Source organism: Flavobacterium sp., from assembly GCF_036759525.1.
Classification (GTDB): domain Bacteria; phylum Bacteroidota; class Bacteroidia; order Flavobacteriales; family Flavobacteriaceae; genus Flavobacterium.
The window spans coordinates 78,903-102,083 of the sequence record NZ_DAIOUN010000009.1 but is presented as its reverse complement, the minus strand read 5'-3'; the positions used below and the strand labels follow the sequence as shown (position 1 = coordinate 102,083).

At 35.3% G+C, this 23,181-nt stretch carries 22 protein-coding genes and 1 tRNA gene; 5 read left to right on the top strand and 18 right to left on the bottom strand.

The genetic code is table 11. The annotated features are described in order from the left end of the window. Positions 1-3: 3 nt before the first annotated feature. Positions 4-89 (top strand) — tRNA-Leu (locus V7M80_RS08230). A gap of 185 nt (positions 90-274) precedes the next feature. Here the strand turns inward: V7M80_RS08230 and V7M80_RS08225 are convergent. The 3 genes from V7M80_RS08225 to V7M80_RS08215 form a co-directional block, all read right to left on the bottom strand. Further along, positions 275-466 carry a hypothetical protein gene (locus tag V7M80_RS08225; protein ID WP_333695373.1) on the bottom strand — a complete coding sequence of 64 codons (192 nt, stop codon included), beginning with the start codon at positions 464-466 and terminating at the stop codon, positions 275-277. A 181-nt stretch (positions 467-647) separates the two neighbouring features. Beyond that, the gene (locus tag V7M80_RS08220; protein ID WP_333695371.1) at positions 648-2,804 is read right to left on the bottom strand and encodes a S46 family peptidase; all 2,157 of its coding nucleotides are present in this window, start codon (positions 2,802-2,804) and stop codon (positions 648-650) included. A 50-nt stretch (positions 2,805-2,854) separates the two neighbouring features. Beyond that, a complete protein-coding gene (locus V7M80_RS08215; RefSeq protein ID WP_333695370.1) occupies positions 2,855-4,120 on the bottom strand; it encodes a 3-deoxy-D-manno-octulosonic acid transferase in 1,266 nt (421 codons plus the stop codon). A gap of 124 nt (positions 4,121-4,244) precedes the next feature. On the opposite strand from V7M80_RS08215, the gene V7M80_RS08210 reads away from it, so the two are divergent. Further along, positions 4,245-5,375: a DegT/DnrJ/EryC1/StrS family aminotransferase gene (locus V7M80_RS08210; RefSeq protein WP_333695368.1), complete on the top strand. Its 1,131-nt coding sequence runs from the start codon at positions 4,245-4,247 to the stop codon at positions 5,373-5,375. 13 nt (positions 5,376-5,388) lie between these two features. Continuing rightward, entirely contained in the window at positions 5,389-6,402 is a 1,014-nt protein-coding gene (gene galE / locus V7M80_RS08205) for a UDP-glucose 4-epimerase GalE (RefSeq protein WP_333695367.1), read from the top strand. Between the two features lie 123 nt (positions 6,403-6,525). On the opposite strand, the gene V7M80_RS08200 is transcribed toward galE, so the two are convergent. Genes V7M80_RS08200 through fabD form a run of 4 tightly spaced genes read right to left on the bottom strand, consistent with a single transcriptional unit; the run spans position 6,526 to position 10,495 of the window. Further along, a complete protein-coding gene (locus V7M80_RS08200) occupies positions 6,526-6,720 on the bottom strand; it encodes a hypothetical protein (protein WP_333695366.1) in 195 nt (64 codons plus the stop codon). Positions 6,721-6,777: 57 nt separating this feature from the next. Then, positions 6,778-6,927 carry a hypothetical protein gene (locus V7M80_RS08195; protein WP_333695364.1) on the bottom strand — a complete coding sequence of 50 codons (150 nt, stop codon included), beginning with the start codon at positions 6,925-6,927 and terminating at the stop codon, positions 6,778-6,780. Position 6,928: 1 nt separating this feature from the next. Next, entirely contained in the window at positions 6,929-9,568 is a 2,640-nt protein-coding gene (locus V7M80_RS08190) for a T9SS type A sorting domain-containing protein (protein ID WP_333695363.1), read from the bottom strand. A 54-nt stretch (positions 9,569-9,622) separates the two neighbouring features. Beyond that, positions 9,623-10,495 carry an ACP S-malonyltransferase gene (gene fabD, locus V7M80_RS08185; protein WP_333695361.1) on the bottom strand — a complete coding sequence of 291 codons (873 nt, stop codon included), beginning with the start codon at positions 10,493-10,495 and terminating at the stop codon, positions 9,623-9,625. A gap of 42 nt (positions 10,496-10,537) precedes the next feature. Here fabD and V7M80_RS08180 point away from each other — a divergent pair, with 42 nt between their 5' ends. Further along, complete coding sequence (locus tag V7M80_RS08180; protein ID WP_333695359.1) at positions 10,538-10,732, top strand: hypothetical protein; 195 nt, start codon at positions 10,538-10,540, stop codon at positions 10,730-10,732. A 57-nt stretch (positions 10,733-10,789) separates the two neighbouring features. Here the strand turns inward: V7M80_RS08180 and V7M80_RS08175 are convergent, their stop codons facing one another. From V7M80_RS08175 to V7M80_RS08145, 7 genes are all read right to left on the bottom strand, one after another. Continuing rightward, complete coding sequence (locus V7M80_RS08175; protein ID WP_333695358.1) at positions 10,790-11,020, bottom strand: (4Fe-4S)-binding protein; 231 nt, start codon at positions 11,018-11,020, stop codon at positions 10,790-10,792. A gap of 17 nt (positions 11,021-11,037) precedes the next feature. Next, positions 11,038-11,322, bottom strand: a complete 285-nt coding sequence (locus tag V7M80_RS08170) for a GNAT family N-acetyltransferase (protein WP_333695357.1) — start codon at positions 11,320-11,322, stop codon at positions 11,038-11,040. Positions 11,323-11,382: 60 nt separating this feature from the next. Continuing rightward, complete coding sequence (locus V7M80_RS08165; protein WP_333695355.1) at positions 11,383-12,096, bottom strand: pirin family protein; 714 nt, start codon at positions 12,094-12,096, stop codon at positions 11,383-11,385. 201 nt (positions 12,097-12,297) lie between these two features. After that, positions 12,298-12,873: a Crp/Fnr family transcriptional regulator gene (locus V7M80_RS08160; RefSeq protein WP_333695353.1), complete on the bottom strand. Its 576-nt coding sequence runs from the start codon at positions 12,871-12,873 to the stop codon at positions 12,298-12,300. Next, a complete protein-coding gene (gene purT, locus V7M80_RS08155; RefSeq protein ID WP_333695351.1) occupies positions 12,873-14,042 on the bottom strand; it encodes a formate-dependent phosphoribosylglycinamide formyltransferase in 1,170 nt (389 codons plus the stop codon). The genes V7M80_RS08160 and purT overlap by 1 nt, the downstream gene beginning before the upstream one ends. Before the next feature lie 210 nt (positions 14,043-14,252). After that, the gene (locus V7M80_RS08150; protein WP_333695349.1) at positions 14,253-15,437 is read right to left on the bottom strand and encodes a pyridoxal phosphate-dependent aminotransferase; all 1,185 of its coding nucleotides are present in this window, start codon (positions 15,435-15,437) and stop codon (positions 14,253-14,255) included. Between the two features lie 36 nt (positions 15,438-15,473). Further along, positions 15,474-16,568 carry a fatty acid desaturase family protein gene (locus V7M80_RS08145; protein ID WP_333695347.1) on the bottom strand — a complete coding sequence of 365 codons (1,095 nt, stop codon included), beginning with the start codon at positions 16,566-16,568 and terminating at the stop codon, positions 15,474-15,476. A gap of 108 nt (positions 16,569-16,676) precedes the next feature. On the opposite strand from V7M80_RS08145, the gene rsmG reads away from it, so the two are divergent. Further along, positions 16,677-17,306, top strand: a complete 630-nt coding sequence (gene rsmG / locus V7M80_RS08140) for a 16S rRNA (guanine(527)-N(7))-methyltransferase RsmG (RefSeq protein ID WP_333695345.1) — start codon at positions 16,677-16,679, stop codon at positions 17,304-17,306. Between the two features lie 57 nt (positions 17,307-17,363). Here the strand turns inward: rsmG and V7M80_RS08135 are convergent, their stop codons facing one another. The 4 genes from V7M80_RS08135 to V7M80_RS08120 form a co-directional block, all read right to left on the bottom strand. Continuing rightward, positions 17,364-19,640, bottom strand: a complete 2,277-nt coding sequence (locus V7M80_RS08135; RefSeq protein ID WP_333695343.1) for a T9SS type A sorting domain-containing protein — start codon at positions 19,638-19,640, stop codon at positions 17,364-17,366. Between the two features lie 107 nt (positions 19,641-19,747). Continuing rightward, on the bottom strand, positions 19,748-21,373 hold the full coding sequence (gene pruA, locus V7M80_RS08130) for an L-glutamate gamma-semialdehyde dehydrogenase (protein WP_333695341.1): 1,626 nt from the start codon (positions 21,371-21,373) through the stop codon (positions 19,748-19,750). Positions 21,374-21,697: 324 nt separating this feature from the next. Continuing rightward, on the bottom strand, positions 21,698-22,084 hold the full coding sequence (gene apaG, locus V7M80_RS08125) for a Co2+/Mg2+ efflux protein ApaG (RefSeq protein ID WP_333695339.1): 387 nt from the start codon (positions 22,082-22,084) through the stop codon (positions 21,698-21,700). Between the two features lies 1 nt (position 22,085). Further along, on the bottom strand, positions 22,086-23,180 hold the full coding sequence (locus V7M80_RS08120) for a DUF3667 domain-containing protein (protein ID WP_333695337.1): 1,095 nt from the start codon (positions 23,178-23,180) through the stop codon (positions 22,086-22,088). Position 23,181 lies beyond the last annotated feature (1 nt).

The window sequence follows — 23,181 nt, the reverse complement described above, 5'->3', positions numbered from 1 at the left end:
AATGCTCGAGTGGTGGAATTGGTAGACACGCTGGACTTAAAATCCAGTGAACAGTAATGTTCGTGCGGGTTCAAGTCCCGCCTTGAGTACAAAAGCTTCATTTGATTTTCAAGTGAAGCTTTTTTTATTCACAAAAGTTAAAGTTTACTGTATTTTGAAAAACAAAAAGACGATAGAAAATAATAGAGAAAAAACATCGATTGTATTCTTTATTTTAGAGCAAAAAAAAATCCTGACCTAGTCAGGATTAATTTCTTTATTAGCTTGTTACTAATTACTGAGCAGGAGCAGCAGCAGGAGCTTCAGTAGCAGCAGCAGCAGAGTCAACAACTGGAGCAGCCTCTTCAACAACCTCAGGAGCAACTTCTTCAGTTACTACTTCTTCAGTTACTTCAGCTTCTTTCTCTTTACAAGATACTACTGTCAAAGCAGCAACAAATACTAAACTTAAAATTACTTTTTTCATCTTACTAAATTATAAAAGGTTAATTATTAATTCGGAGCAAAGATATAAATTTTTTAATTCAACAAAATATTTTGCAACTATTTTTTTAAAAAAAATAAATCAATTGGATTTCAAACGTTTGCGTCAGAATTTGCAATGTTTTTTAATCCAAAATAGTTTGATTTATTGACCAATTTGGCATTTATTTCTTTTTTCTTTTTCTTTTGGGTGAAACCAACTTCATTTCATCAACCAAATGCTTGGCTCCCGCATATTTGTCTATAACAAATAAAATGTATCTTACATCTACCATTATGTTTCTACAAATGGCCGGATCGTAATAAATATCGCTCATGGTTCCTTCCCAAACGCGGTCAAAATTTAAACCTATTAAATTTCCATGGGCATCAATGGCTGGACTTCCCGAATTTCCTCCCGTTGTATGATTGGTTCCGATAAAATTAACCGGCATTTTTCCATTTTCACCATAAGGGCCAAAATCTTTTTGTTTGTATAATTCAATCAACTTGGGTGAAACATCAAATTCATAATCTCCCGGAATGTATTTTTCCATAACACCTTCCAAATAGGTTACCGGACTGTAATATACGGCATCGCTTGGAGCATATCCCTTTACTTTGCCATACGTTACACGTAGTGTTGAATTGGCATCCGGAAAAATCCGAGCTTGTTTTGGGCTTAACTCCAAAATGCCTTTCATATAGGTGCGTTGTAATGCGGAGTTTTTAAGATTAATTTCATCAAATTTTGGAGCTACGTTTTTAAGGTAAGCTTCTGCGAGTAGTTTAACAAATTGGTATCCACTGTCTTGATTCAAATTATTTATAACCGTTTTAGCATCTCCATTGATTAATTGGGTCAGCCCTGGGTAACTTGTTAGTTTTGAAGTTTTAAAAATTTCGGCTGTTTTTGCTTTTAAATCTTGATTCAAAAGTTCTTGAGGCAACAATTCTTTGGGTGATTTTGTGGCATACAATTGTATCAATTGTTCCATAACTTTTTCATCTACAGTGGCATTAAAATCTTTGTATAAATCTTCAAAAGCGTTAGTCAAACTAGTTTTACGGTCGTTAAAAGCTTGTTCACCACGGGTATTAAATACTTGTTCCAATTGGTACAAGCGGTATCCAAAACTAAGGATTTCGGTATTTCGCATTACAACTTCCATGAAATAATCTCTACTCAATGCATAGGGAGCAATTTCAGTATAATTTTTTTCAAATTCGGTTAGCAAGTTCCCGTATTCTTCTTGTTTTCCGGCTTTGGCAACTTGAATCATAAAGTTTTTTTCAAAATCTTTCTTAATTTGAATTGCATTAGACTTTATTAAACCTTTGTTTTCTCCAATCCATTTTTTCCAATAATTGGCTACAGAAGCATATTTGGCAGCATATTGAATTTTGATGGCTTTATCTTTTCGCATAAATCCATCTTGAATTTTTAAAGCTACATCACGGACTTCTATTTTTGCGGGATTCAAATCATTTACAATTTGTTCTACGGCTACAGCTGGTAAATATTCCTGAGTTCTACCGGGATAACCAAACACCATGGTAAAATCGTTTTCTTGAATACCGGAAGTAGAAACCGGAAAAAAATGTTTGGGTGTGTAAGGAATATTTTCGCTTGAGTAAGATGCCGGACGATTGTTTTTATCTGCATAAATTCTAAAAAGGGCAAAATCGCCGGTATGACGTGGCCATACCCAATTATCAGTATCTGAACCAAACTTTCCAATGGATGAAGGTGGAGCACCTACCAAACGAATGTCTTTAAAAGTTTCTACCACAAACCAAATGTATTGATTGCCATCATAAAAAGTACGAATTCGATTTTCTTGCCAACTTTCTTTAGGTAAAGAATTCGTTAAAGCAGAAATATTTTCTTGGATTTTCTTTTGTTTATCTGCTTCATTGTTGAGGTTTTGAGTGTTTTCCAGAACTTGTTTGGTTACATCTTCAATTTTAACTATAAAAGTGACAACCATACCGGGATTGGGCAATTCTTCAGAAAGATTCATAGCCCAAAATCCGTTTTCTAAATAGTCATTTTCTACGGTTGAGTGCGATTGAATTTGTCCGTAACCACAATGATGATTGGTTAATAATAATCCTTTGGGTGAAATAACCTCTGAGGTACATCCGTTATTGAAATGCGGAACAGCATCTTTCATGCTGGATTTATTGACATCATAAATATCTTTGGCCGACATTTTCATGCCGAGTGATTTCATTTCTTTCTCGTTCATGCCTTCCAAAAGTGATGGAATCCACATACCGCCTTGTTGGGCAAATCCAGAAAAAGATAGAAATAGGATTAGTAAGCGAAAAAATTTCATGGTATTTAATTTAAGTTGTGAAAGGTACAATTTTTAGATAATTTCAATTTTTATTTTAGGTTTTCCTTAAGAATAAACGAGAGAATTTGTTCGGTAGCTCCTTTATTCATTTGCACGAATGTACTGCATATATGTCCTTTTTCATGACGAATATCTTCATTGGTAACTAAAGTAGTAAGTGTTTCATTCAATTCATTTTGATTAGAAATTGAAACACAACCTTCTAAATTTACTAAAGCAGTAGCTTCGGCAAAATGAGTATAATTAGGTCCAATTACGATGGGAATGCCAAAGGTTGCCGGTTCTAAAATGTTATGCACTCCGGGATTTCCAAATCCCCCGCCCACGTAGGCAATGTCGGCATACGAATAAATTTTTGTCAAAATACCTATCGTATTGATAATGAATATGTCGTATTCCTTTAGAGTCGTTGCATGTAACGTCTCTGCAGCATCCGAATAATCCGAAAATAAAATCGTTTTTTTTGTAATCGATTTTTGCATTTCCAAAATTTGTTCCGATTTGATATTATGCGGAGCTATTATAAATTTTACTTTTTGAGCAGAATTATTGATGAAATTCACCAAAAATTCTTCGTCTTTTGGCCAAGAGCTACCAATTACAATTGTGGTCGTATTGTTTTTGAATTCTTCAATAAAATCTAACGAATTATCTCTTCCCAAAATCGAAACTACCCGATCAAAACGTGTATCTCCGGAAACTTTCACATTTTGGTAGCCTAACGATTGCAGCAATTTTTTTGAGGACTCATTTTGTACAAAAAAGAAATCAAATGTTTTTAAACAATTTCGGTAAAATCCGCCATACCATTTAAAAAAGACTTGATTTTCTCTGAGAATTCCTGAAATCAAATAGGTTTTTAGTTGCCTTTTTTTGAGTTCGTTGAGGTAATTGGGCCAATATTCATATTTGATAAAGAATACCATTTCGGGATGAACTAAATCTAAAAAACGTTTGGCGTTTTGTTTCGTATCTAACGGTAAATAAATCGTTACATCTGCAATTGAATTGTTTTTTCGAACTTCAAATCCCGAGGGCGAAAAAAAAGTAAGTACAATTTTATGATTCGGAAATTGACTTTTAATTTTTTCCATTACGGGCAATCCTTGTTCGAATTCACCCAACGAAGCCGCATGAAACCATAGGGTTTTATCTTGATTTGAAATTTGATTTGAAAGGGTTTCAAAAACGGTTTTTCGGCCCTCAACAAAAAGTTTCATCTTAGGGCTGAACAAGGCCACTATTTTCAGAAAAAACCCGGCTATTGAAACAACAAATGAATAGAAGCTTAACATGTAAAAAATATTGTGACGCTAAAATACATTACTTTAGACAATTTTCATTGTTATCATCATGCAAATAATTACTTTTGTTACTTGAAACGCAATTGAGTCGTTTTGAAAAATTAAATTAATAAGCATGAGAAAACTTCAAATGGTTGACTTGAAAAGTCAATATGAGAAAATCAAACAAACGGTAGATGCATCTATTCAAGAAGTTTTAGATACGACAACCTATATTAACGGGCCAAAAGTTCACGAATTTCAAAAAAATTTAGAAGAATATTTAGGTGTGAAACATGTTATTCCCTGTGCAAACGGAACAGATGCTCTTCAAATTGCCATGATGGGACTGGGTTTGCAACCCGGGGATGAAGTGATTACAGCCGATTTCACTTTTGCTGCTACAGTAGAAGTTATTGCTTTACTGCAATTGACTCCCGTTTTGGTAGATGTAGATATGGTAAATATGAATATTTCTATAGAAGCTATAAAAAAAGCGATTACATCAAAAACAAAAGCAATTGTACCGGTTCATTTGTTTGGTAGAGCTGCAAATATGGAAGCCATAATGCAAATAGCCCAAGAACATAATTTATACGTAATCGAAGATAATGCTCAAGCTATTGGGGCGAATTGTCGCTTTTCGGATGGTACCAAAAAGAAAGCCGGAACCATCGGGCATGTAGGAGCTACTTCGTTTTTCCCTTCTAAAAATTTAGGGTGTTATGGAGATGGAGGTGCCATTTTTACCAACGATGATGCTTTGGCTCATACCATTCGTGGTATTGTAAATCACGGAATGTATGTGCGTTATCACCATGATGTGGTTGGGGTCAATTCACGCTTAGATAGCATTCAAGCAGCGGTTTTAAATGCTAAATTACCTTTACTAGATACCTACAATGCCGCTAGACAAGATGCTGCAAGAAAGTATTCAAAAGCATTTGAAGGACATAAAAATATCATCGCTCCAACTATCTGTGATGTTTGTGATTGCCATGTTTTTCACCAATATACACTCCGAATTGTTGATGCGGATAGAAATGCCTTGATGGATCATTTGCAAAGTAAAGGGATTCCTTGTGCTATTTATTATCCCATTCCGTTACATTCACAAAAGGCTTATGCCGATACGCGATATAAAGAAGAAAATTTTCCGGTTACCAATCAATTGGTTCAAGAAGTAATTTCTTTACCAATGCATTCTGAATTAGACGACGAACAAATCCAATTTATTACTGATTCAGTTCTGGAATTTTTTAATTAGTTTTTAGGAATACATGAAAGTACTTGTAACAGGCGGATTAGGTTTTATAGGTTCTCACACGGTCGTTGAGCTTCAAAATAAAGGCTTTGATGTAGTAATAATAGATGATTTATCTAATGCTTCGGTTGAGGTTCTAGAGGGAATACACGCAATAACGGGTAAGAAGCCCGAATTTGAAAAAATAGATTTAAGAAACCGAGAAGCAGTACATTCCTTTTTTAAAAAGTACCCAGATGTATCAGGTATTATTCATTTTGCAGCTTCAAAAGCTGTGGGCGAGAGTGTAGAAAATCCCCTTTTGTATTATGAAAATAACATTAGTTCTCTTGTTTACATTTTAAAAGAATTACAACAAAAACCAGAGGCTCAATTTATCTTTAGTTCTTCATGTACGGTTTACGGTCAAGCCGAAAAAATGCCTATCACCGAAAGTGCTCCTATTCAACCGGCCATGTCTCCCTATGGCAATACCAAACAAATTGGTGAAGAAATCATAATAGATGTAGCCAAAGTTTCAAATATTAAAGCGGTTTTGTTGCGGTATTTTAATCCAATAGGAGCTCATGAAAGTGCCGAGATTGGTGAGTTGCCTTTAGGTGTACCTCAAAATTTAGTGCCATTTATTACGCAAACAGCTATGGGGTTACGACAAGAGTTGTCTGTTTTTGGGAATGATTATCCCACACCGGATGGGACTTGTATTCGAGATTATATTCACGTAGTCGATTTGGCAAAAGCTCATGTTGTAGCTTTACAACGACTTATTGAAAATAAAAATTTGGAAAAAGTTGAAACCTTTAACTTAGGAACCGGAACCGGAAGTTCTGTTTTAGAAGTAATCCAAACGTTTGAAAAAGTTTCCGGTAAAAAATTACCTTACAAAATTGTAGACCGAAGACCGGGAGATGTTGTAGAAGCTTATGCAGATACTACCAAAGCTAATGATGTTTTAGGATGGAAAACAACTTTAAGCTTAGAGCAAGCTCTGGAAAGTGCCTGGAAATGGGAACAGAAAATTCGAAGTTAAGCTTTTAAATTTTCACTTTAAATCCTAATACAATTTAAAAATGCCCCAAAAACTCATGTGTTTGGGGCATTTTAAAAAAGTAGAAATTGAATTTACTACACTATCCATTTCCACGACTCTAATTTATTCTTTTGCTTCTGAAGTGGAAGCGTTATCTTCAAATGTTTCCTCAACTTCTTGAACTACCGAATCGGTTTTTTCTTCTATATCGTTACCAATTGCTTCAATAGCGTCTTCTACTTTTTCTTCGGTTGACTTTTCTTTACAAGAAACAAAAAGGGCTCCAAGTAATATGATTCCTAAAATTGCTTTTTTCATGATTTCTTTATTTAAAGATTATACCGTTTTAAAGCCAAAATTAGTGCCAAAAATTTATTAAGCCGAAACCGTTTCTACTTCTTTATTGATTTTATTTACCAATCCAACTAATACTTTTCCAGTTACAACTTCTTTAAAACTCCTAGCACAATTGGCTATCATTTCGTCTGTTTTGCAATTTAATAAGTTGGGTTTATACTGTTTCATTTCATTTTTTAATAAATTGCTTTGTAATAATTTTATTTTCACCATTTATTTTTATGAAATAGATACCATTACTTAAAGTAGAAACATCAATAGTTTTATAGTTTTCATTTTGGTTAATAACAGTTTGTCCAATTTGATTAATAATATTAATTGATTTAATTTCGAAATAATCTGGACTCTCAATGTTTAAAAAATCTTTTGTTGGATTTGGGTATAAATAAATTTTGTTTGAAGAATTGAATAAATCATTAGATAAGCTGCCTGAATTGCTTAATCTTAAAATTCTATTTTGAGTAATACCATTATATGTTGTAAATGTTCCACCAACTAAAACTTTATTGTCGGCTTGGATGTTTATGTCATATATAGATTTAGAATTATCATTTGAACCGTAAGCAAAACCAGTTCCGATATTAAAATTTGAATCCAAACTTCCATTGCTATTTATTAATAATAATTGATTTGTTTGGGAACTACTAGTGCCGTAACACCCTATCAAAACTTTTCCGTTACTTAAAATTTTTGTGGTTAGAATCCTGTCACAATAAAAACCGTTTGGATAAAAAGTTACATCAAGTGTTCCGTTTGGATTTAGTCTTGCAATTTTGTAAACAGACACACTATTTATACTACTAAAACCTCCTGCGATAATTATTTTATCATCAGAATTAACCTCTATGGAAAAAACGCAACAAACACTTGCAATATTAAAAGTCGTATCAATAGATCCGTCAGCATTTAATCTTTTTACGCTATTTCCATCAGAATAAATAATTTTTCCGTCATTTTTTAAAATAACTGAATTTTGATTGGTATAGCTACCACCAATTGGTATATGATTAAAAGAATTATCATTTGAACCATCTGAGTTTAATCGAAATAATTTATCGTTACTTTTTACAATTATTTTTCCATCAGATTGTAGAATTATTTTTTCAATTGAATTTGTATATAATGGCAAAATAGGGTTGAAGGTATTGTCTATTGAACCATTAGTATTTAATCTTACTATTGAACTTTTTGCAATATTATTAAAAAAGTCAAAATGACCAGCTGCAATAATTTTATTATCTGGTTGAATTATTATTGAATTAATAGAGCTTACGTTACTTCTTAAAGAGTTATAAATTCGCGATGCACCATTTCCAATATTAAAGCTTTGATCGATGCTTCCATCTTCATTAACTCTAATAATTGTTTTTGAATCTTTACCGTTATATCTTGTAAAAAGTCCTCCAATAATTATTTTTCCGTCAGACTGAATTTTTGTATATTTTACAGTATGATTAGGTCCATTATTTTTGTTAAAATCAAAATCAATGGTTCCGTCACTTTTTAATTTTGTAAATGAACCAACGTGCGTATAGTTGTAGTAATCAAAATTTCCTCCGATAAAAATATTTTGATTATCAAAAATTAAAGTTGAAATTTTTCCTGTAATACCACCAGATGAATAATATGGATAAAATATATTTGAAGGCCCGCTAACATTATTAAATGTCAGATCTAATGAGCCATCAGTATTTAATCTTGCTAAATTTCTTATAAGTGTTTGATCAATTTTAATAAAATCACCACCTACAATAATTTTGCCATCAGGTTGGATTTCAGTTTTAATAACTTCTCCAATATAAAAGTATGTATTTCCGGTAACATTAGTTCCTTGTAAGTTGAAACCATTTCCAGCATAAAATGTATTGTCAATTGAGCCGTCGCTATTTATCCTAACGAGTCCTTTTGTTAAAGTGTTATTATAACTTGTAAATTGACCTCCTACAATAATTTTTCCATCATTTTGTATAGAAATGGAATTAACATTTACGTATTCATTTGATTGAAAACCAAATCCAATTTCTGAATTAAAACTTAAATCAATTGAGCCATCAGTATTTAATCTTGCAATATGATTTCTAACAGTACTATTAAAAGCAGTGAAGTTACCTACAACTATTATTTTTCCATCTGGTTGTAATTTTAGACTTTTTATATCAGTTACATTATTAGAGTTAGTAATTCCAAACTGAGCTCCCAAACCTCCTATGTTAAAGCTTGTATCAAGAGTTCCATCTATATTTAATCTTGCAATTCTATAAGCATTTGTATTGTTATATGTAGTGAAATTACCACTAATAATAATTTTTCCATCAGGTAAAATTATAGATGATTTGATAATTGCACCGCTAACGCCGCCTATTGTATTTGTTATGTTAGAGTTAAAAGTTAAATCAATTGAGCCATCCGAATTAAGTCTTGCAATATTTTGATAATTACTACCACTATTTCCATTTAAGTAATTAAAACTACCCGCAATGATTACTTTTCCATCTGTTTGTATATTTATTGAATTTATATTGCTGTTACTAAGATTACTAATAGCAAAGCTACTGTCTAGTGATCCATCTAGGTTTAATCTTATTAATCCTTTGCACGGAGTTCCGTTATAAGATGTAAAACTGCCTGCAACAATTGTTTTTCCATCTGTTTGTAGAGCAGCAGCAGTAACAAATCCATATTTATCAGGACCTTCTCCATTTCCAGATAAAGCACTGTTGTTATTAAAAGTTAGATCTAGCTCAGCAACTGTCTGAGCATTAAGTATGCAAGTAAATATTAGTAAGAAATTGAGAAATAAATTTTTCATAAAAAATCATGATTAACTGTCAAATATACTAATTTTTTTGCATTTTTATATCCTTTAAGCCGAAACCGTTTCTACTTCTTTATTGATTTTATTTACCAATCCAACTAATACTTTTCCTGGGCCAACTTCGGTAAAACTTGTTGCTCCGTCAGCTATCATTTGTTGAACAGATTGCGTCCATTTTACCGGAGCCGTTAATTGAATAATCAAATTCTTTTTAATTTCATCAGCATCCGAAACGGCATTTGCTGTTACATTTTGATACACCGGACACATTGGTGTGGAAAAATGGGTCATTTCAATGGCGGCAGCCAATTCTTCTCGGGCCGGTTCCATCATAGGGGAGTGGAAAGCTCCTCCAACGGGTAAAATCAATGCTCGTTTGGCTCCAGCTTCTTTCATTTTTTCACAAGCTAATTCAACCGCTTTGTATTCTCCGGAAATCACTAACTGTCCGGGGCAATTGTAATTTGCCGCTACCACAACACCATCTATTGAAGCACAAATGTCTTCCACTATTTTGTCGTCTAAATTCAAAACCGCTGCCATCGTAGAAGGGGTAATTTCACAGGCTTTTTGCATCGCTAATGCTCGTTTGGAAACCAATTGCAATCCATCTTCAAAAGATAAAGCACCATTGGCTACTAATGCAGAAAATTCACCCAACGAATGACCCGCCACCATATCCGGTTTAAAATCGGTTAGGGTTTTAGCTAAAATTACAGAGTGTAAAAAAACGGCCGGTTGAGTTACTTTGGTTTCTTTCAATTCCTCAGCAGTTCCTTCAAACATAATATCTGTAATTCTGAAACCTAGAATTTCATTGGCTTTTTCAAATAATTCTTTGGCTAAAGCCGAATTTTCATATAAATCTTTACCCATTCCGGTAAATTGTGCTCCTTGTCCTGGGAAAACGTATGCTTTCATAAGTATATTTTATAAAGTTGTCTTCGCAAAAATACTATTTATATGGACTCGATAATTTCTTTGATAGGCGATTTTTTTTGCAATACTTGTCTTTTGAATTATTTCGACATCCAATTACCAAAAAAAAATCGCAAAAGCGGTAGCAAAATAAACACCATTAAAGGAACTAATATTCCGGTAACGATTAAAGTGCGAATTGGAATTGGAAAATGGTTTAATTCTTCACCAATTAAATAATGCAAAAATGTGATACTCGGGTAAATGGCTATCCAAACGATTAAGGCGAATTTCCATTTAGGAGGATTTTTCATCATTGAGAAAATAAGTTAAAGCTCCGGAAGGACATTTGTGAATGGTTTCAATAATTTTATCCGTAGTTGAACCATCGGTTTTAATCCATGGTTTTTCTTTGGGTTGAAATACTGCCGGATTATTTTTTACGCAATTCGCAGAGTGAATGCATTTGTGAGCTTGCCATACAATAGTTACTTCTCCGTTGGTGTATTCTTTAGTGGTGGGTTCCATATTGGTTAGTTTTTGAGTTATAATACGTCTTTGAAAGCTTCCGTTTTATCAAAAACACTTTTGGCAAACGGACACAAAGGAATGATTTTAAGGTTTTTTTCTCGTGCCATTTCAACGGCCGCCGTAACCATCTTTTTCCCAAAACCTTTACCATTGTTTCCCGGATTTACCTCCGTATGATCAATGATGATTTTATTGGAACCGGCAAAAACAAAAGTCATTTTAGCTTCGGTTTTACCCTCAACTTCTACTGAAAAATAGCCGTTTTTTTCGTTTTGATGGAGTTGGATTGTTTCGTTCATAAGGATAAGGTTTTAAACCTGTCAAGAAGGTTATTCAACTTGACAGGTAAAGTTACAAAATTATTCCATCGGAATATCCATTAAAAGTAATTCGGCATTTTCATCTACTTGGATATCAAGTTTTTCTGTATCCCAAACACCTAATGCGTCTTTGGTGTCTAAAGCATACCCATTAATGGTTACTTTTCCGGAAATTACAAAAGCATATACCCCATTTTCTTTGCGTTTAACATTGTATTCCGTGGTAAAACCTTGATCGAGTTTTCCCATAGAAAACCAAGCCTCTTGATGAATCCATACGCCTTCATCCTCTGCGTTGGGAGACAAAATTTGTTGTAATTTATTGTGGCGGTCGCTTACATCCAAAGTGATTTGTTGGTAACGCGGCGTTACGTTTCTTTTGTTTGGAAATAACCAAATTTGCAACAACTTTGTTCTTCGATCCGCATTTGGATTGAACTCACTGTGGCGAATTCCGGTTCCGGCACTCATAACTTGCACATCGCCAAATTTAATGGTCTCTGCATTGCCCATACTGTCTTTGTGAGCCAAATCGCCTTCCAACGGAATGGTGATGATTTCCATATTATCATGTGGATGCATCCCAAATCCCATTCCGGGAGCAACGGTGTCATCATTTAAAACTCGCAATACTCCAAACTGAACTTTATCGGGATTGTACCAATTGGCAAAACTAAAACTGTGGTAAGCATTTAACCAACCGTGGTCGGCATGACCTCTTTCGTTGGCTTTGTGTAAAACTACATTTTTCATAACTAAAAAGATTTTGTGTTATTGATGATACAAATTTACAACCCAAAGAAAGGTTTGGCACTTAATGTAGGTTAAGAAAGTTGATGGTTGTCTGTTGTCCGTTGTCGGTTATCAGTTGTCTGTTGTAAGTTCTCTGAGACTGCTACTGTAAAATGCGACTGTAAAATGCGACTGAACACTGCGACTGAACACTGCGACTGCCTACTTCTTAAGCATCCGGCTTTTCATTTTACTAAAAAACTCCGGCGTAACACCAATGTAGGAAGCAATCTGTTTTTGAGGTACCCGTTGAATGAGCGTAGGATACCGTTTGCAAAATTTATCAAATCGCTCTTCGGCAGATAAACTTAAATTATCCATCAATCGTTCTTGATGAGCCACCAAGGATTTTTCGGTTAAAATTCTAAAGAAGCGTTCTAATTTTGGTATTTCAAAATACAGTTGTTCTTGATTTTCTTTGGATAACAGAACAACTTCGGCATCTTCCATTACTTCAATGAATAGGTTGCCAGGTTTTTGAGAAAGCAAACTGTACATATCGCCAATCCACCAGCCTTCGCAGGCAAAATGCAAAACATGTTCTACGATATTATCATTGATGTTGAAACTTCGCACTAATCCGAAATTAACAAAATAAGAATGTTTGCAAATTTCTCCGGCATTGTGCAAAATGGTTTTGGCTTTGTATTGTTTGGTTTCAATTTTAGACAAAAACAGTACTTTTTCCGCTTCAGTAAGGGAAACAATTTTGTCTATGTTGTCTAAAATCAAGGTCATTATGCATTTACTTTTACCAATTTTGCTGCTGCTTTTGCTCGTTCAATAATTTCTTCGATGGGTGTGTCTAACGAATCATTTACCAAGGCAACGCCCATTCTTCTGTACGGTCGTGAAGTGGGTTTTCCAAAAATTCTGAAATCGGTTTTGGGTAAAGCTGCAATTTGTTCCATTCCTGAATAAATGGGATGGTTTGAATTTTCAGCAGCTAAAATAACGGCACTGGCTCCCGCTTTTTCTAACGTAATTTCGGCTATTGGCAAACTCAATACAGCTCGTAAATGCAATTCAAATTCGTTGAAATTTTGCGTTCCGGCTAAGGTTACCATTCCGGTATCATGCGGTCTTGGTGATAATTCGGAAAAATAAACGCCTTCATTGGTTAGGAAAAATTCTACTCCAAATAATCCGGCACCGCCTAAGGATTCGGTTACTTTGCGAGCCATTTCTTGAGCTTCCAAAATGTCTTTTTCGGAAACTTTTGCGGGTTGCCAACTTTCCTGATAATCCCCACGCTCTTGTCGGTGACCAATGGGAGCACAAAATAAAGTGGGTAAATTGTTGTTTTGAGTGACCGTTAATAAGGTAATTTCTGAATGAAAAGTAACAAAAGCTTCTACAATAACTTCCACCACATCGCCACGAGAACCTTCTACGGCGTAGTTCCAAGCTTTGGTAATATCTTCATTTGATTTGATGGTGGATTGTCCTTTACCGGAGGAACTCATTAAAGGTTTTACAACGCAAGGAATTCCAACCTCGGAAACTGCTTTCTCCAATTCGTCAGCTGAAGTGGCATAGCGGTAATTGGCTGTTCGTAATCCTAATTCTTTGGCTGCCAAGTCGCGAATGGCTTTTCGGTTCATGGTGAAATTGGCTGCTTTTGCAGAAGGTACAACGGTTATACCTTGCTTTTCATAATCATAAAAACGTTCGGTTCTAATGGCTTCTATTTCGGGAACAATAAAATCGGGTTGGTGTTTAGTTACAATTCGGTCGAGTTCGGCACCGTCTAGCATGTTGATGACTTCAAAACCATGAGCCACTTGCATGGCGGGAGCATTTTCATAACTATCCACTGCAATTACAGTCTGACCGATACGTTGTGCAGCAATGACAAATTCTTTTCCGAGTTCTCCAGAACCGAGTAGGAGGATTTTACTTTTCATATTCTAATTGAGCAGGTTTTGCGTGAGGGATTGAAGTGGAAAGCCCGCAGAACAAAGGTTGAGTTTTTGCGGGTTGTGCCGGCGACCAAAGAAGCCGAGCACAACCCAACAAAAACCAACCTTTGGGCGAGGACTTGCAACGAAAAGCCCGACCCTTGTGGTCACGCCAAAGTTATAAAAAAAGCCCCAAGTTTCCTTGAGGCTGTTGTATTATGCTAAAACTTCTTTGATTCTTCGCATGGCTTCAATCAACAATTCTTCGCTGGTGGCGTAAGAAAAGCGGATGCAATCCGGGTTTCCAAAAGCATCTCCGGTTACGGTGGCTACATTGGCTTCGGCTAACAAATACATAGAAAAATCGGTTGCGTCTTTGATGAATGTACCGCGTAATGTTTTTCCGAAGAAGGACGATACATCCGGAAATACATAAAATGCACCTTCGGGAACGTTGATTTTTAGTCCTGGAATTTCTTTGATTAAACCTACGACTAAATCTCTTCTTTTGTGAAACGCTTCTACCATGTAATTCAGCACTTTTGGGTTGGCATCCACAGCGGCAATCGTAGCTCGTTGAGCAATAGAATTGGCTCCAGAAGTCACTTGACCTTGCATTTTGGTACATGCTTTTGCGATAAATTCGGGAGCACCGATGTAACCGATTCTCCATCCTGTCATCGCGAATGCTTTGGCCACACCATTCACCGTGATAGTTCTATCGAACATTCCCGGGATGGATGCAATGCTGCAAAAAGTACCTGAAAAATTGATGTGTTCGTAGATTTCATCAGCAACTACGTAAATGTTTGGGTGTTTTTCCAATACTTTAGCAATGGCTGTAAATTCTTCACGACTGTAAACCGATCCGCTTGGGTTGCATGGCGAACTGTACCAAATCATTTTGGTTTTGGGTGTAATAGCTTTTTCTAATTGTTCCGGAGTGATTTTAAAATCGGTTTCAACCGAAGTAGGTACTTCAACCGGAACACCACCGGATAATTTAATGATTTCGTAATAACTCACCCAATAAGGAGCGGGTAAAATGACTTCATCACCCTCATTCAACATACATTGAGCAATGTTGTAAAGCGATTGTTTTGCACCGGTGGAAACCACAATGTTTGCCGGTTTGTAATCGAGATTGTTATCTCTTTTGAATTTACGGCAAATGGCTTCTTTCAATTCGGCATAACCGTCAACAGGCGTGTAGGTGCTGTAGTTTTCGTCGATTGCTTTTTTTGCCGCTTCTTTGATGAAATCCGGCGTATTAAAATCCGGTTCACCTAAACTTAAACTTATGATGTCTTTTCCTTGGGCTTTTAACTCTCTAGCCAATGCTGCCATGGCCAAAGTTTGAGAGGTAGATAAATTATTAATTCTATCCGATAACGAATTCATTATAGTTGTGTTTTGTGTGTTTAAATTTAATGAATATTAGGCCATTTGAGGTTTTTGTCCTAATTCTTTTAAATGTTTAAAGTGTGAATAAATAGCCTCACGGGTAGTTTTAAATTCATAGTAAGGCAAATTACACTCTTTGGCTGTTTGTTTTACAATTTCTGCAATTTTTCCATAATGAATATGACTGATATGCGGAAAAATATGATGTTCAATTTGATGATTCAATCCTCCCGTGTACCAATTTACAATCCAATTTTTTGGAGCAAAATTAGCAGTAGTGAATAACTGATGAATGGCCCAAGTATTTTCTATTTCGCCTTCTTCATTTGGTATAGGGTTGTGAGTGTCTTCTACCACATGAGCCAACTGAAAAACAATACTTAAAATTAATCCGGCTGTATAGTGCATTACTATAAAACCTAAAACAACCTTCCACCATGTCACACCCAATAGCATTGGTAAAACTAACCAAATGGAAAAATAAATTACTTTAGTAATAATTAAGGTTGTCCAACGAATTGCAGGACTTTTGAATTCGCCATACGATAATTTGCGTTTTAAATAACGCTTCATTTGAAGAAAATCTGTTGTTATGGCCCAGTTGAACGTTAATAATCCGTATAAAAATACAGAGTAGTAATGTTGAAATTTATGAAAACGATGCCATTTGGCTTGTTTTGAAAAGCGGATGATTCTTCCGGCATCTAAATCTTCGTCATGACCTACAATGTTGGTGTACGTGTGATGCAATACATTGTGTTGTACTTGCCAATTGTACACATTACCAGCCAAAATATAAATGCTTCCACCCATAATTTTGTTTAACCAAGGTTTGTTGGAATAAGACCCGTGATTGCCATCATGCATCACGTTCATCCCAACGCCCGCCATCCCAACGCCAATAACGACGTTAAGTAAAAGGTAGGCCCAAAAGGGCATATCCATGGCTAAAAGAAAGAAATACGGAGTTAGAAAAATAGAAAACATGATAATTGTTTTCAAGTGTAATTTCCAGTTTCCGGTTTTTTGAAGGTTATTTTCTTTGAAGTAATTATTTACTCTACTGTTCAGGGTTCTAAAAAACTTAAGATTGTCTTGTTTAGAAAAAGTGGGAATGGTGGTATTCATGTAAATATAAAAATTTTTTCAAAGTTAAGTATTAATCTAGTTTATAACGTTTAACTTTTGATAAAATTTCAACACCAAAATGTTTACTTTTGTTAAAAATTGTTCAAGATGGAAGAAATTCTAAAGTATTTTCCTAATTTATCTGAAAATCAGGTTCATCAGTTCGAAAAATTGAGTGAATTGTATCCCGATTGGAATGCCAAAATCAATGTGATTTCCCGTAAGGATATTGACGAATTGTATGTGAAACATGTTTTGCATTCGTTAGGTATTGCCAAAGTGATGGAATTTCAACCGAAATCAACGGTTTTAGATGTGGGAACCGGTGGTGGTTTTCCCGGTATTCCATTAGCGATTTTGTTTCCTGAGACTCGTTTTTATTTGATTGATGTAATTGCCAAAAAAATAAAAGTGGTAAACGAAGTAGCAACCGCTTTAGATTTAAAAAATGTAAAAGCCGAGCAAATGCGAGCCGAAAATGTCAAGGGAGAATTTGATTTTATCGTAAGCCGTGCCGTTACCAATATGCCTGATTTTGTTTCTTGGGTAAAGAATAAAATCAAAAAACAAAACAATCACGCATTAAAAAACGGAATTTTATATCTAAAAGGAGGCGATTTGACGGATGAGTTAAAAGATTTTCCAAAAGCCACTCTCTACAATTTATCCGATTATTTTACAGAAGAATTCTTTGAGACAAAAAAAGTGGTGCATTTGCCATTGAAGTTTAAAGTATAAAACCACGAATGCACAAATTTATTAGTGCATTCGTGGCTAAATTTTATGAGAATAAAATTAATTTTTAATCAATTTCTGTACAAAACTTCTCTGGGCAGATTCAATTTTAATCAAGTAAAATCCGTTTGAAAGATTGATATCCAATTGATGATTTCCTTCAAATGAAATGTTTTTTTGAGTGTAAATTATTTTTCCGGAAGCATCAAAAATAGAAACCGTTGCGTTTGAAAGTAAGCTTGAACTATACATTTCAATCGTATTTTTAATTGGGTTTTTGATAACTATGTTTTCATTCCAATTAGGTTCTTCAAGGGTTAACGGTTCGTTCAAAATTTCGTTTAAAGCAAATGTAACATTTCCTTGGGTAAGGGTAACATGATCTTCATTTACTGTGGGCACATAAATGGCCGCAAATGGAGTTGCTGATGCCCCGGGAACTGAACTATACCAATTGGGATTTGAAATGCTCAATGAACTCAAGGTTGGAATAAAACAAAAACGGTCTATTTCTAGATTGGCAATAAAATCTTCAATGAGCGGGTCGGCATCCGGACCTCCAGCAAAATCTCCAAATGAAAATGTACCTCCCGGAGCTGAATCAAACCCTGACGAAGTAGCCGGAGAGGCAGAGTTGGCTTGACTGGTAAGTAAAGTAATCCAAGTTGAAAACAAAAGCGTTTGAGCTCTAAATCTACTTACCAATTGATTGGAAACACCGGCTGGAGGAGTAAAACGTAAATCAATGCGAGCACGTTCTGTTGCAGAAGCATTGATAATAAAATCATTTAAAACAAACATGCCCGGAGTTCCTGTTGTGGTTCCATTTCCACTTCCATTAGATATAGATACATTTCTGGTTTGCGTTGGGAAACCCATGGTATTCAACTCGTTTTGGAATGCATTCCTAAAATTTGGAGCACCCGTAGGAAGTTGAATGGCATTGTTAAACTCTGTTGTGCTTCCAGATTGCAAATGGCCATCAAGATGGTCTACCAGCATTTGTTTTGCGGCTGGACTTCTGAGAAGACCGTTTACCACTTCTTGTAAAGCTACGTCTCCAACCGGACCAAATGCCAAATAGTTGAATAAATGTTGGAATCCAATAGGGACATTTGCTCCCAAATGTGGCGAATCAAAAGAAATGTAAAGTCGGGTGTCGTGAACCAAATTGTTTTGCTCCATATAACGGAGAGCATATCTCGAGATTAATCCACCCATACTTGGGCCAATTACTACATTGGGTTGTGAGCCAACTTTGAGCGAGTTGATTTGGTTTATAATTTCAACCAAAACGAATGCATTTCGTTGAATAAAATCGGCTCCGCCATCAATGGTAATTCCGGTTTGCGGACTGTATATTGGAAAGTTTACAACAACTATGTCAAATCCTTCATTTCTCACCAAGTCGGCTAAGTTTTCACCAGTGTTTCCAAAGTTTAATAAACTGTAAATGGCGGTTGTATTTCGAGTATCACCGGGGTCAAAACCATCAACCACAAATAGGGGTTTGTCTAAAACTTGATCTACGTTATCTAAAAAGATCTCATATTCTCCTTGACCAAAATAAGCTTGATTTTCCCCAAAACCTTGATACGGTATAGTGCTTGTAATTGTAGTTGCTTGAATGGCATGAGTTTCTCTAAACGAATTTTTTGGTTGATTCTCCAACTGAATCGAAGATACGATGGTCTTAGAATCGCCATTAGTAAAAGTAACTCGAAAATGAATTTGATTTTCATCGGTTGAGTTCAATTGCATTGCAAAAGGCTGATTCGGAATCAAAACGTTCCATTGATTTTGATTACCAGTTTTGTAATGAATAGACGCAATAGATTTTGAAGTGGTATTGTAAATGTTTTTTTCTTTTAAAATTAAAGAAATATTTGAAAATTTGGTTTTGCTAACCAAAGGTGCCATCAATGTGGTTTGATGATTTTGGAAAAGCTTAAATTGAGGATTGATAACACTATATTTCGAATTGTTTTTGACAATCGCTCCTTGTGTAATCGCTTCAGGGTTTAACGTTTCAAATTCTGAAATCAGTAGAGCCAATGGAATTTCCGTTGATAAATAAGCTTCATCGGCTTGCTTTTTTAAGGTTTGGTATTCCGGCAATCGTTTTAAAAAATCGGCACGTTGGATTTCATGATAAACTTGTTTAAAGTATTGGGTAGAAACCTTTTTTCGTTCTTGTGTTGTGATTTTAGAGATTTCAAAAACTTGATTGTAAAGAATCTTCGTTTGGGTGTGTTCTCTTAACAAATCATATTCTCCATTTTGGGCAAATGAAATTAAAGCGGAAAATAAGGCGATACATGTAATTTTTGTTTTCATTGGCAGTGTTTTATGGTTTTGAATTGTTTTGAAATTTCACCATAAAAATAAAAAAAAGTCCGAAGATTTAACATTCGGACTCTATATATTTTTGAAAAAGACTTAATTTATCCTAAAAATGGATATCTGTAATTTTCTGGAGTAACAAACGTTTCTTTGATAGTTCTAGGCGAAACCCAACGCAATAAGTTCTGTGCCGAACCGGCTTTGTCATTGGTACCTGATGCTCTAGCTCCCCCAAACGGCTGCATTCCTACTACGGCTCCGGTTGGTTTGTCGTTAATGTAAAAGTTTCCGGCACTATTTTCTAGGGCTTGAGTAGCTTCTGTAATAGCATAACGATCTTGGCTGAAAACCGCTCCGGTTAAGGCGTATTCCGAGGTTTCGTCAATCAATTTCAAAGTTTCTTTCCAATTTGCATCGTCGTAAATGTAAATTGTCAGAACCGGACCGAATAATTCGGTTTCCATGGTGGCGTATTTTGGATTGGTGGTTAAAATAACCGTAGGCTCAACAAAATACCCCACAGACTTGTCATAATTACCACCAATGATTACTTCGGCATCAGTATCTTTTTTGGCTTGGTCGATGAATTTGGCCAATTTATCAAAAGAGCCTTCGTGAATAACTGCCGTGAAGAAATTACTAAAATCTTCCGGAGAACCCATTTTGATGGTAGCCATTTCCGATTTCAATTCGGCATGAACAGCAGACCACAAACTTTTAGGGATGTAAGCTCTAGATGCAGCCGAACATTTTTGTCCTTGAAATTCAAATGCTCCACGAATTAATCCGGTAACCACTTGTTTTACGTTGGCACTTGGATGAGCCAAAACAAAATCTTTTCCACCGGTTTCGCCAACGATTCTTGGATAGGTTTTGTATTTATGAATGTTGGTGCCTATTTTTTTCCAGATTTCTTTGAAAACAAACGTAGAACCGGTATAATGAATTCCGGCAAAATCGGGATGGTCGAATATAATATCTGAAATCATCACGGGATCCCCAAAAACAACATTGATCACGCCATCCGGAACACCGGCTTCTTTGAAAACATCGATGATAATTTTGGCAGAGAACACCTGGCTATCACTTGGTTTCCAAACAATCACATTGCCCATCATGGCAGCACTAGCAGGAAGATTGGCGGCAATTGCAGTAAAGTTAAATGGTGTGATGGCATATACAAATCCTTCTAACGGACGGTATTCTACACGGTTCCAAACGGAAGAATCCGAAGTAGGTTGGTCGTTATATATTTGTGTCATGAATTCCACATTGTAACGCAAAAAGTCAATCAATTCACACGAAGCATCAATTTCGGCTTGGTGAATGGTTTTAGATTGAGCAATCATGGTGGCAGCATTGATTTTGGCACGATACGGACCAGCAATTAATTCGGCTGCTTTTAAGAAAATGGCAGCACGTTGTTCCCATGGCATGGCAGCCCAAGCTTTTCGGGATTCCAATGCGTTTGCGATGGCTTTTTCTATGTGACTTTTCTCGGCTAAATGATAGGTGCCAACGATGTGTTTGTGATCGTGAGGGGCACTCATGTTACGCGTGTTTCCGGTGCGAATTTCTTCGCTACCAATATATAAAGGTACATCGATTTGGGTATTCCACATTTCTTTGTAAGCGGCTAATACGGCTGCTTTTTCCGGACTGTTGGGTGCGTATGCTTTTACGGGTTCGTTGATGGCTTTGGGTACGTGAAAAAATCCTTTTAACATAAGAGTGTTATTTGATTAATAGACATTTTGGTAATTAAATAATTCTTTCAATGTGAATTATGTAATAGAACACAAAAGTACAAAGGTTTTTTTGAATTTTTTACAACTCGGTTTCTATTTTAGGGAATTGTTAGCACTCTCGCTTAGCCCCAATAGAAGTGGGCCAAGCCTACCGGTAGGCAGGAAGCCTTTTGCGAATAAAAGCTATTTTTTCTTGGTTTGGCAGAGCAACATTAGGAAGTCCCGATAGCAATCGGGACAGACCTTAGAAAAAAGGTTTTTGAACAAAAGCTTGAAACGAATAGCGGGAATAGCTTTTAAAAATTAATTTAAAGCAAATGGAGCACTAAGTTTGAAAGTAGGAACAATTACTTTAAAGTTTCGGGTAGTGGTGAAATTAATCATATTAAAATGACCTTTCATCGCTCCGAAAGGGGAAGAAAGTAAGCAACCGGAACTGTAAGTATGGTGTTCTCCGGGTTTGAGAACCGGTTTTTTCCCGATTACACCTTCGCCATCGACAACTTCTACATGGTTTAAAGAATCAAATATTTCCCAATGACGTGACATGAGTTGAACAGAGTCTTTACTGTGATTTTCTATAGTTATATGGTAACTAAAGGCAAAGTGAAGCTTATAGTTTTTAAAGTAAGTACCTTCAAAACTAGTAGAAACCGAAATTTTAATGCCTCTTGTAATTTGAGAAACCATATTAATAAAATAAAAAACCCACAAGCATTACGAATAGTGCTACAAATGAAGCAGTTATTGGTAAAATGAAAGTCAAAATTACAAATTTTAAAATTGTTTTCCATCTACTTTGTTGATAAAAATTTCTTAATGCTTTGTAAAAATAAAAAGGATAACCTAGTAGAATTAATACAGAGAGGTCGAAATCAATAAACAGATTTATGATTTCATCAAACAAAAGGAGTAGGAATAAGAAAGTCATTAGGTTGAAAACCAATACCATGTGCTCGGCATAGTACAGTTTTTTTCTTATATAGATGAGAGCAAAAACTATGGTTAAAAATGGAAGAGAAATAAAGAGAATGAAAGGGATTTTATCTTCTAAAAATTTAAAATAATCGGTTATTCCTAATTTTCCGTTTTTATCAGACATCATGATTTTGGAAAATTGATAGGTTTTCTTTAATAAGTATCTATTCCATTTTGTGTTATCGTGCTTTAATGTGTCTAATATTTTGGGTGGATAGGTTGTTTTTGAAATGTCTAAAAAGTTGGAATAGGTTTTAATTTTAAGAATATTTCTTCTAAAGAAAGAATATTTTTCAAGTTCTTTTTCTGAGTACAGTTTTGTTTTTTTGTTAATAACGGAATCTTTGAGGTTTAGTTCGTCTTGATTTGCTGCAATTGAATCGTTTAGGGCTTCTTGTAGGTTGTTTTTTAAGGAATCAATAGGGGTTGAGTTGTACAGTTTACTTTGGTCTAAATCGACTATAGTTTGATCTGAGAATTTTTGAGTAATTCCACTTAAAATAAAAAAGACGAGCGATACGCTTAGATAAAACCTAAAGGGATTGGCATAAAATTGCCTTTTACCTTGGGTGAACTCTAGAGCTGCTTTGCCGGGTTTGGTAAATAATGAAACTACCGTTCTTTTGATTTTGGAATCATAAGCGTAAAAGTTGGCCAGAAACTCATCTACAAAATCTTTAATAGAAAGTCTTTTGGTTGAGTTTTTCTGACCGCAATTTGGGCAATATTTGTCAGACACATCCAAAGGATGATTGCAATTGGTGCATTTGATGCCTCTGTAATTTTTAATTTGTCTTTCTTCGGGCATT

Excerpts from the sequence above, each read along its gene's own strand:
- V7M80_RS08150 (WP_333695349.1), bottom strand. The coding sequence starts at position 15,437 with ATGAATTCGTTATCGGATAGAATTAATAATTTATCTACCTCTCAAACT.
- V7M80_RS08170 (WP_333695357.1), bottom strand. The coding sequence starts at position 11,322 with ATGAACGAAACAATCCAACTCCATCAAAACGAAAAAAACGGCTATTTT.
- V7M80_RS08220 (WP_333695371.1), bottom strand. The coding sequence starts at position 2,804 with ATGAAATTTTTTCGCTTACTAATCCTATTTCTATCTTTTTCTGGATTT.
- V7M80_RS08180 (WP_333695359.1), top strand. The coding sequence starts at position 10,538 with ATGGACTCGATAATTTCTTTGATAGGCGATTTTTTTTGCAATACTTGT.
- V7M80_RS08200 (WP_333695366.1), bottom strand. The coding sequence starts at position 6,720 with ATGAAAAAAGCAATTTTAGGAATCATATTACTTGGAGCCCTTTTTGTT.
- V7M80_RS08145 (WP_333695347.1), bottom strand. The coding sequence starts at position 16,568 with ATGAATACCACCATTCCCACTTTTTCTAAACAAGACAATCTTAAGTTT.
- V7M80_RS08175 (WP_333695358.1), bottom strand. The coding sequence starts at position 11,020 with ATGGAACCCACCACTAAAGAATACACCAACGGAGAAGTAACTATTGTA.
- fabD (WP_333695361.1), bottom strand. The coding sequence starts at position 10,495 with ATGAAAGCATACGTTTTCCCAGGACAAGGAGCACAATTTACCGGAATG.
- V7M80_RS08135 (WP_333695343.1), bottom strand. The coding sequence starts at position 19,640 with ATGAAAACAAAAATTACATGTATCGCCTTATTTTCCGCTTTAATTTCA.
- apaG (WP_333695339.1), bottom strand. The coding sequence starts at position 22,084 with ATGGTTTCTCAAATTACAAGAGGCATTAAAATTTCGGTTTCTACTAGT.
- rsmG (WP_333695345.1), top strand. The coding sequence starts at position 16,677 with ATGGAAGAAATTCTAAAGTATTTTCCTAATTTATCTGAAAATCAGGTT.
- V7M80_RS08225 (WP_333695373.1), bottom strand. The coding sequence starts at position 466 with ATGAAAAAAGTAATTTTAAGTTTAGTATTTGTTGCTGCTTTGACAGTA.
- purT (WP_333695351.1), bottom strand. The coding sequence starts at position 14,042 with ATGAAAAGTAAAATCCTCCTACTCGGTTCTGGAGAACTCGGAAAAGAA.
- V7M80_RS08215 (WP_333695370.1), bottom strand. The coding sequence starts at position 4,120 with ATGTTAAGCTTCTATTCATTTGTTGTTTCAATAGCCGGGTTTTTTCTG.
- V7M80_RS08160 (WP_333695353.1), bottom strand. The coding sequence starts at position 12,873 with ATGACCTTGATTTTAGACAACATAGACAAAATTGTTTCCCTTACTGAA.
- V7M80_RS08210 (WP_333695368.1), top strand. The coding sequence starts at position 4,245 with ATGAGAAAACTTCAAATGGTTGACTTGAAAAGTCAATATGAGAAAATC.
- V7M80_RS08190 (WP_333695363.1), bottom strand. The coding sequence starts at position 9,568 with ATGAAAAATTTATTTCTCAATTTCTTACTAATATTTACTTGCATACTT.
- galE (WP_333695367.1), top strand. The coding sequence starts at position 5,389 with ATGAAAGTACTTGTAACAGGCGGATTAGGTTTTATAGGTTCTCACACG.
- V7M80_RS08165 (WP_333695355.1), bottom strand. The coding sequence starts at position 12,096 with ATGAAAAATGTAGTTTTACACAAAGCCAACGAAAGAGGTCATGCCGAC.
- V7M80_RS08195 (WP_333695364.1), bottom strand. The coding sequence starts at position 6,927 with ATGAAACAGTATAAACCCAACTTATTAAATTGCAAAACAGACGAAATG.
- V7M80_RS08120 (WP_333695337.1), bottom strand. The coding sequence starts at position 23,180 with ATGCCCGAAGAAAGACAAATTAAAAATTACAGAGGCATCAAATGCACC.
- pruA (WP_333695341.1), bottom strand. The coding sequence starts at position 21,373 with ATGTTAAAAGGATTTTTTCACGTACCCAAAGCCATCAACGAACCCGTA.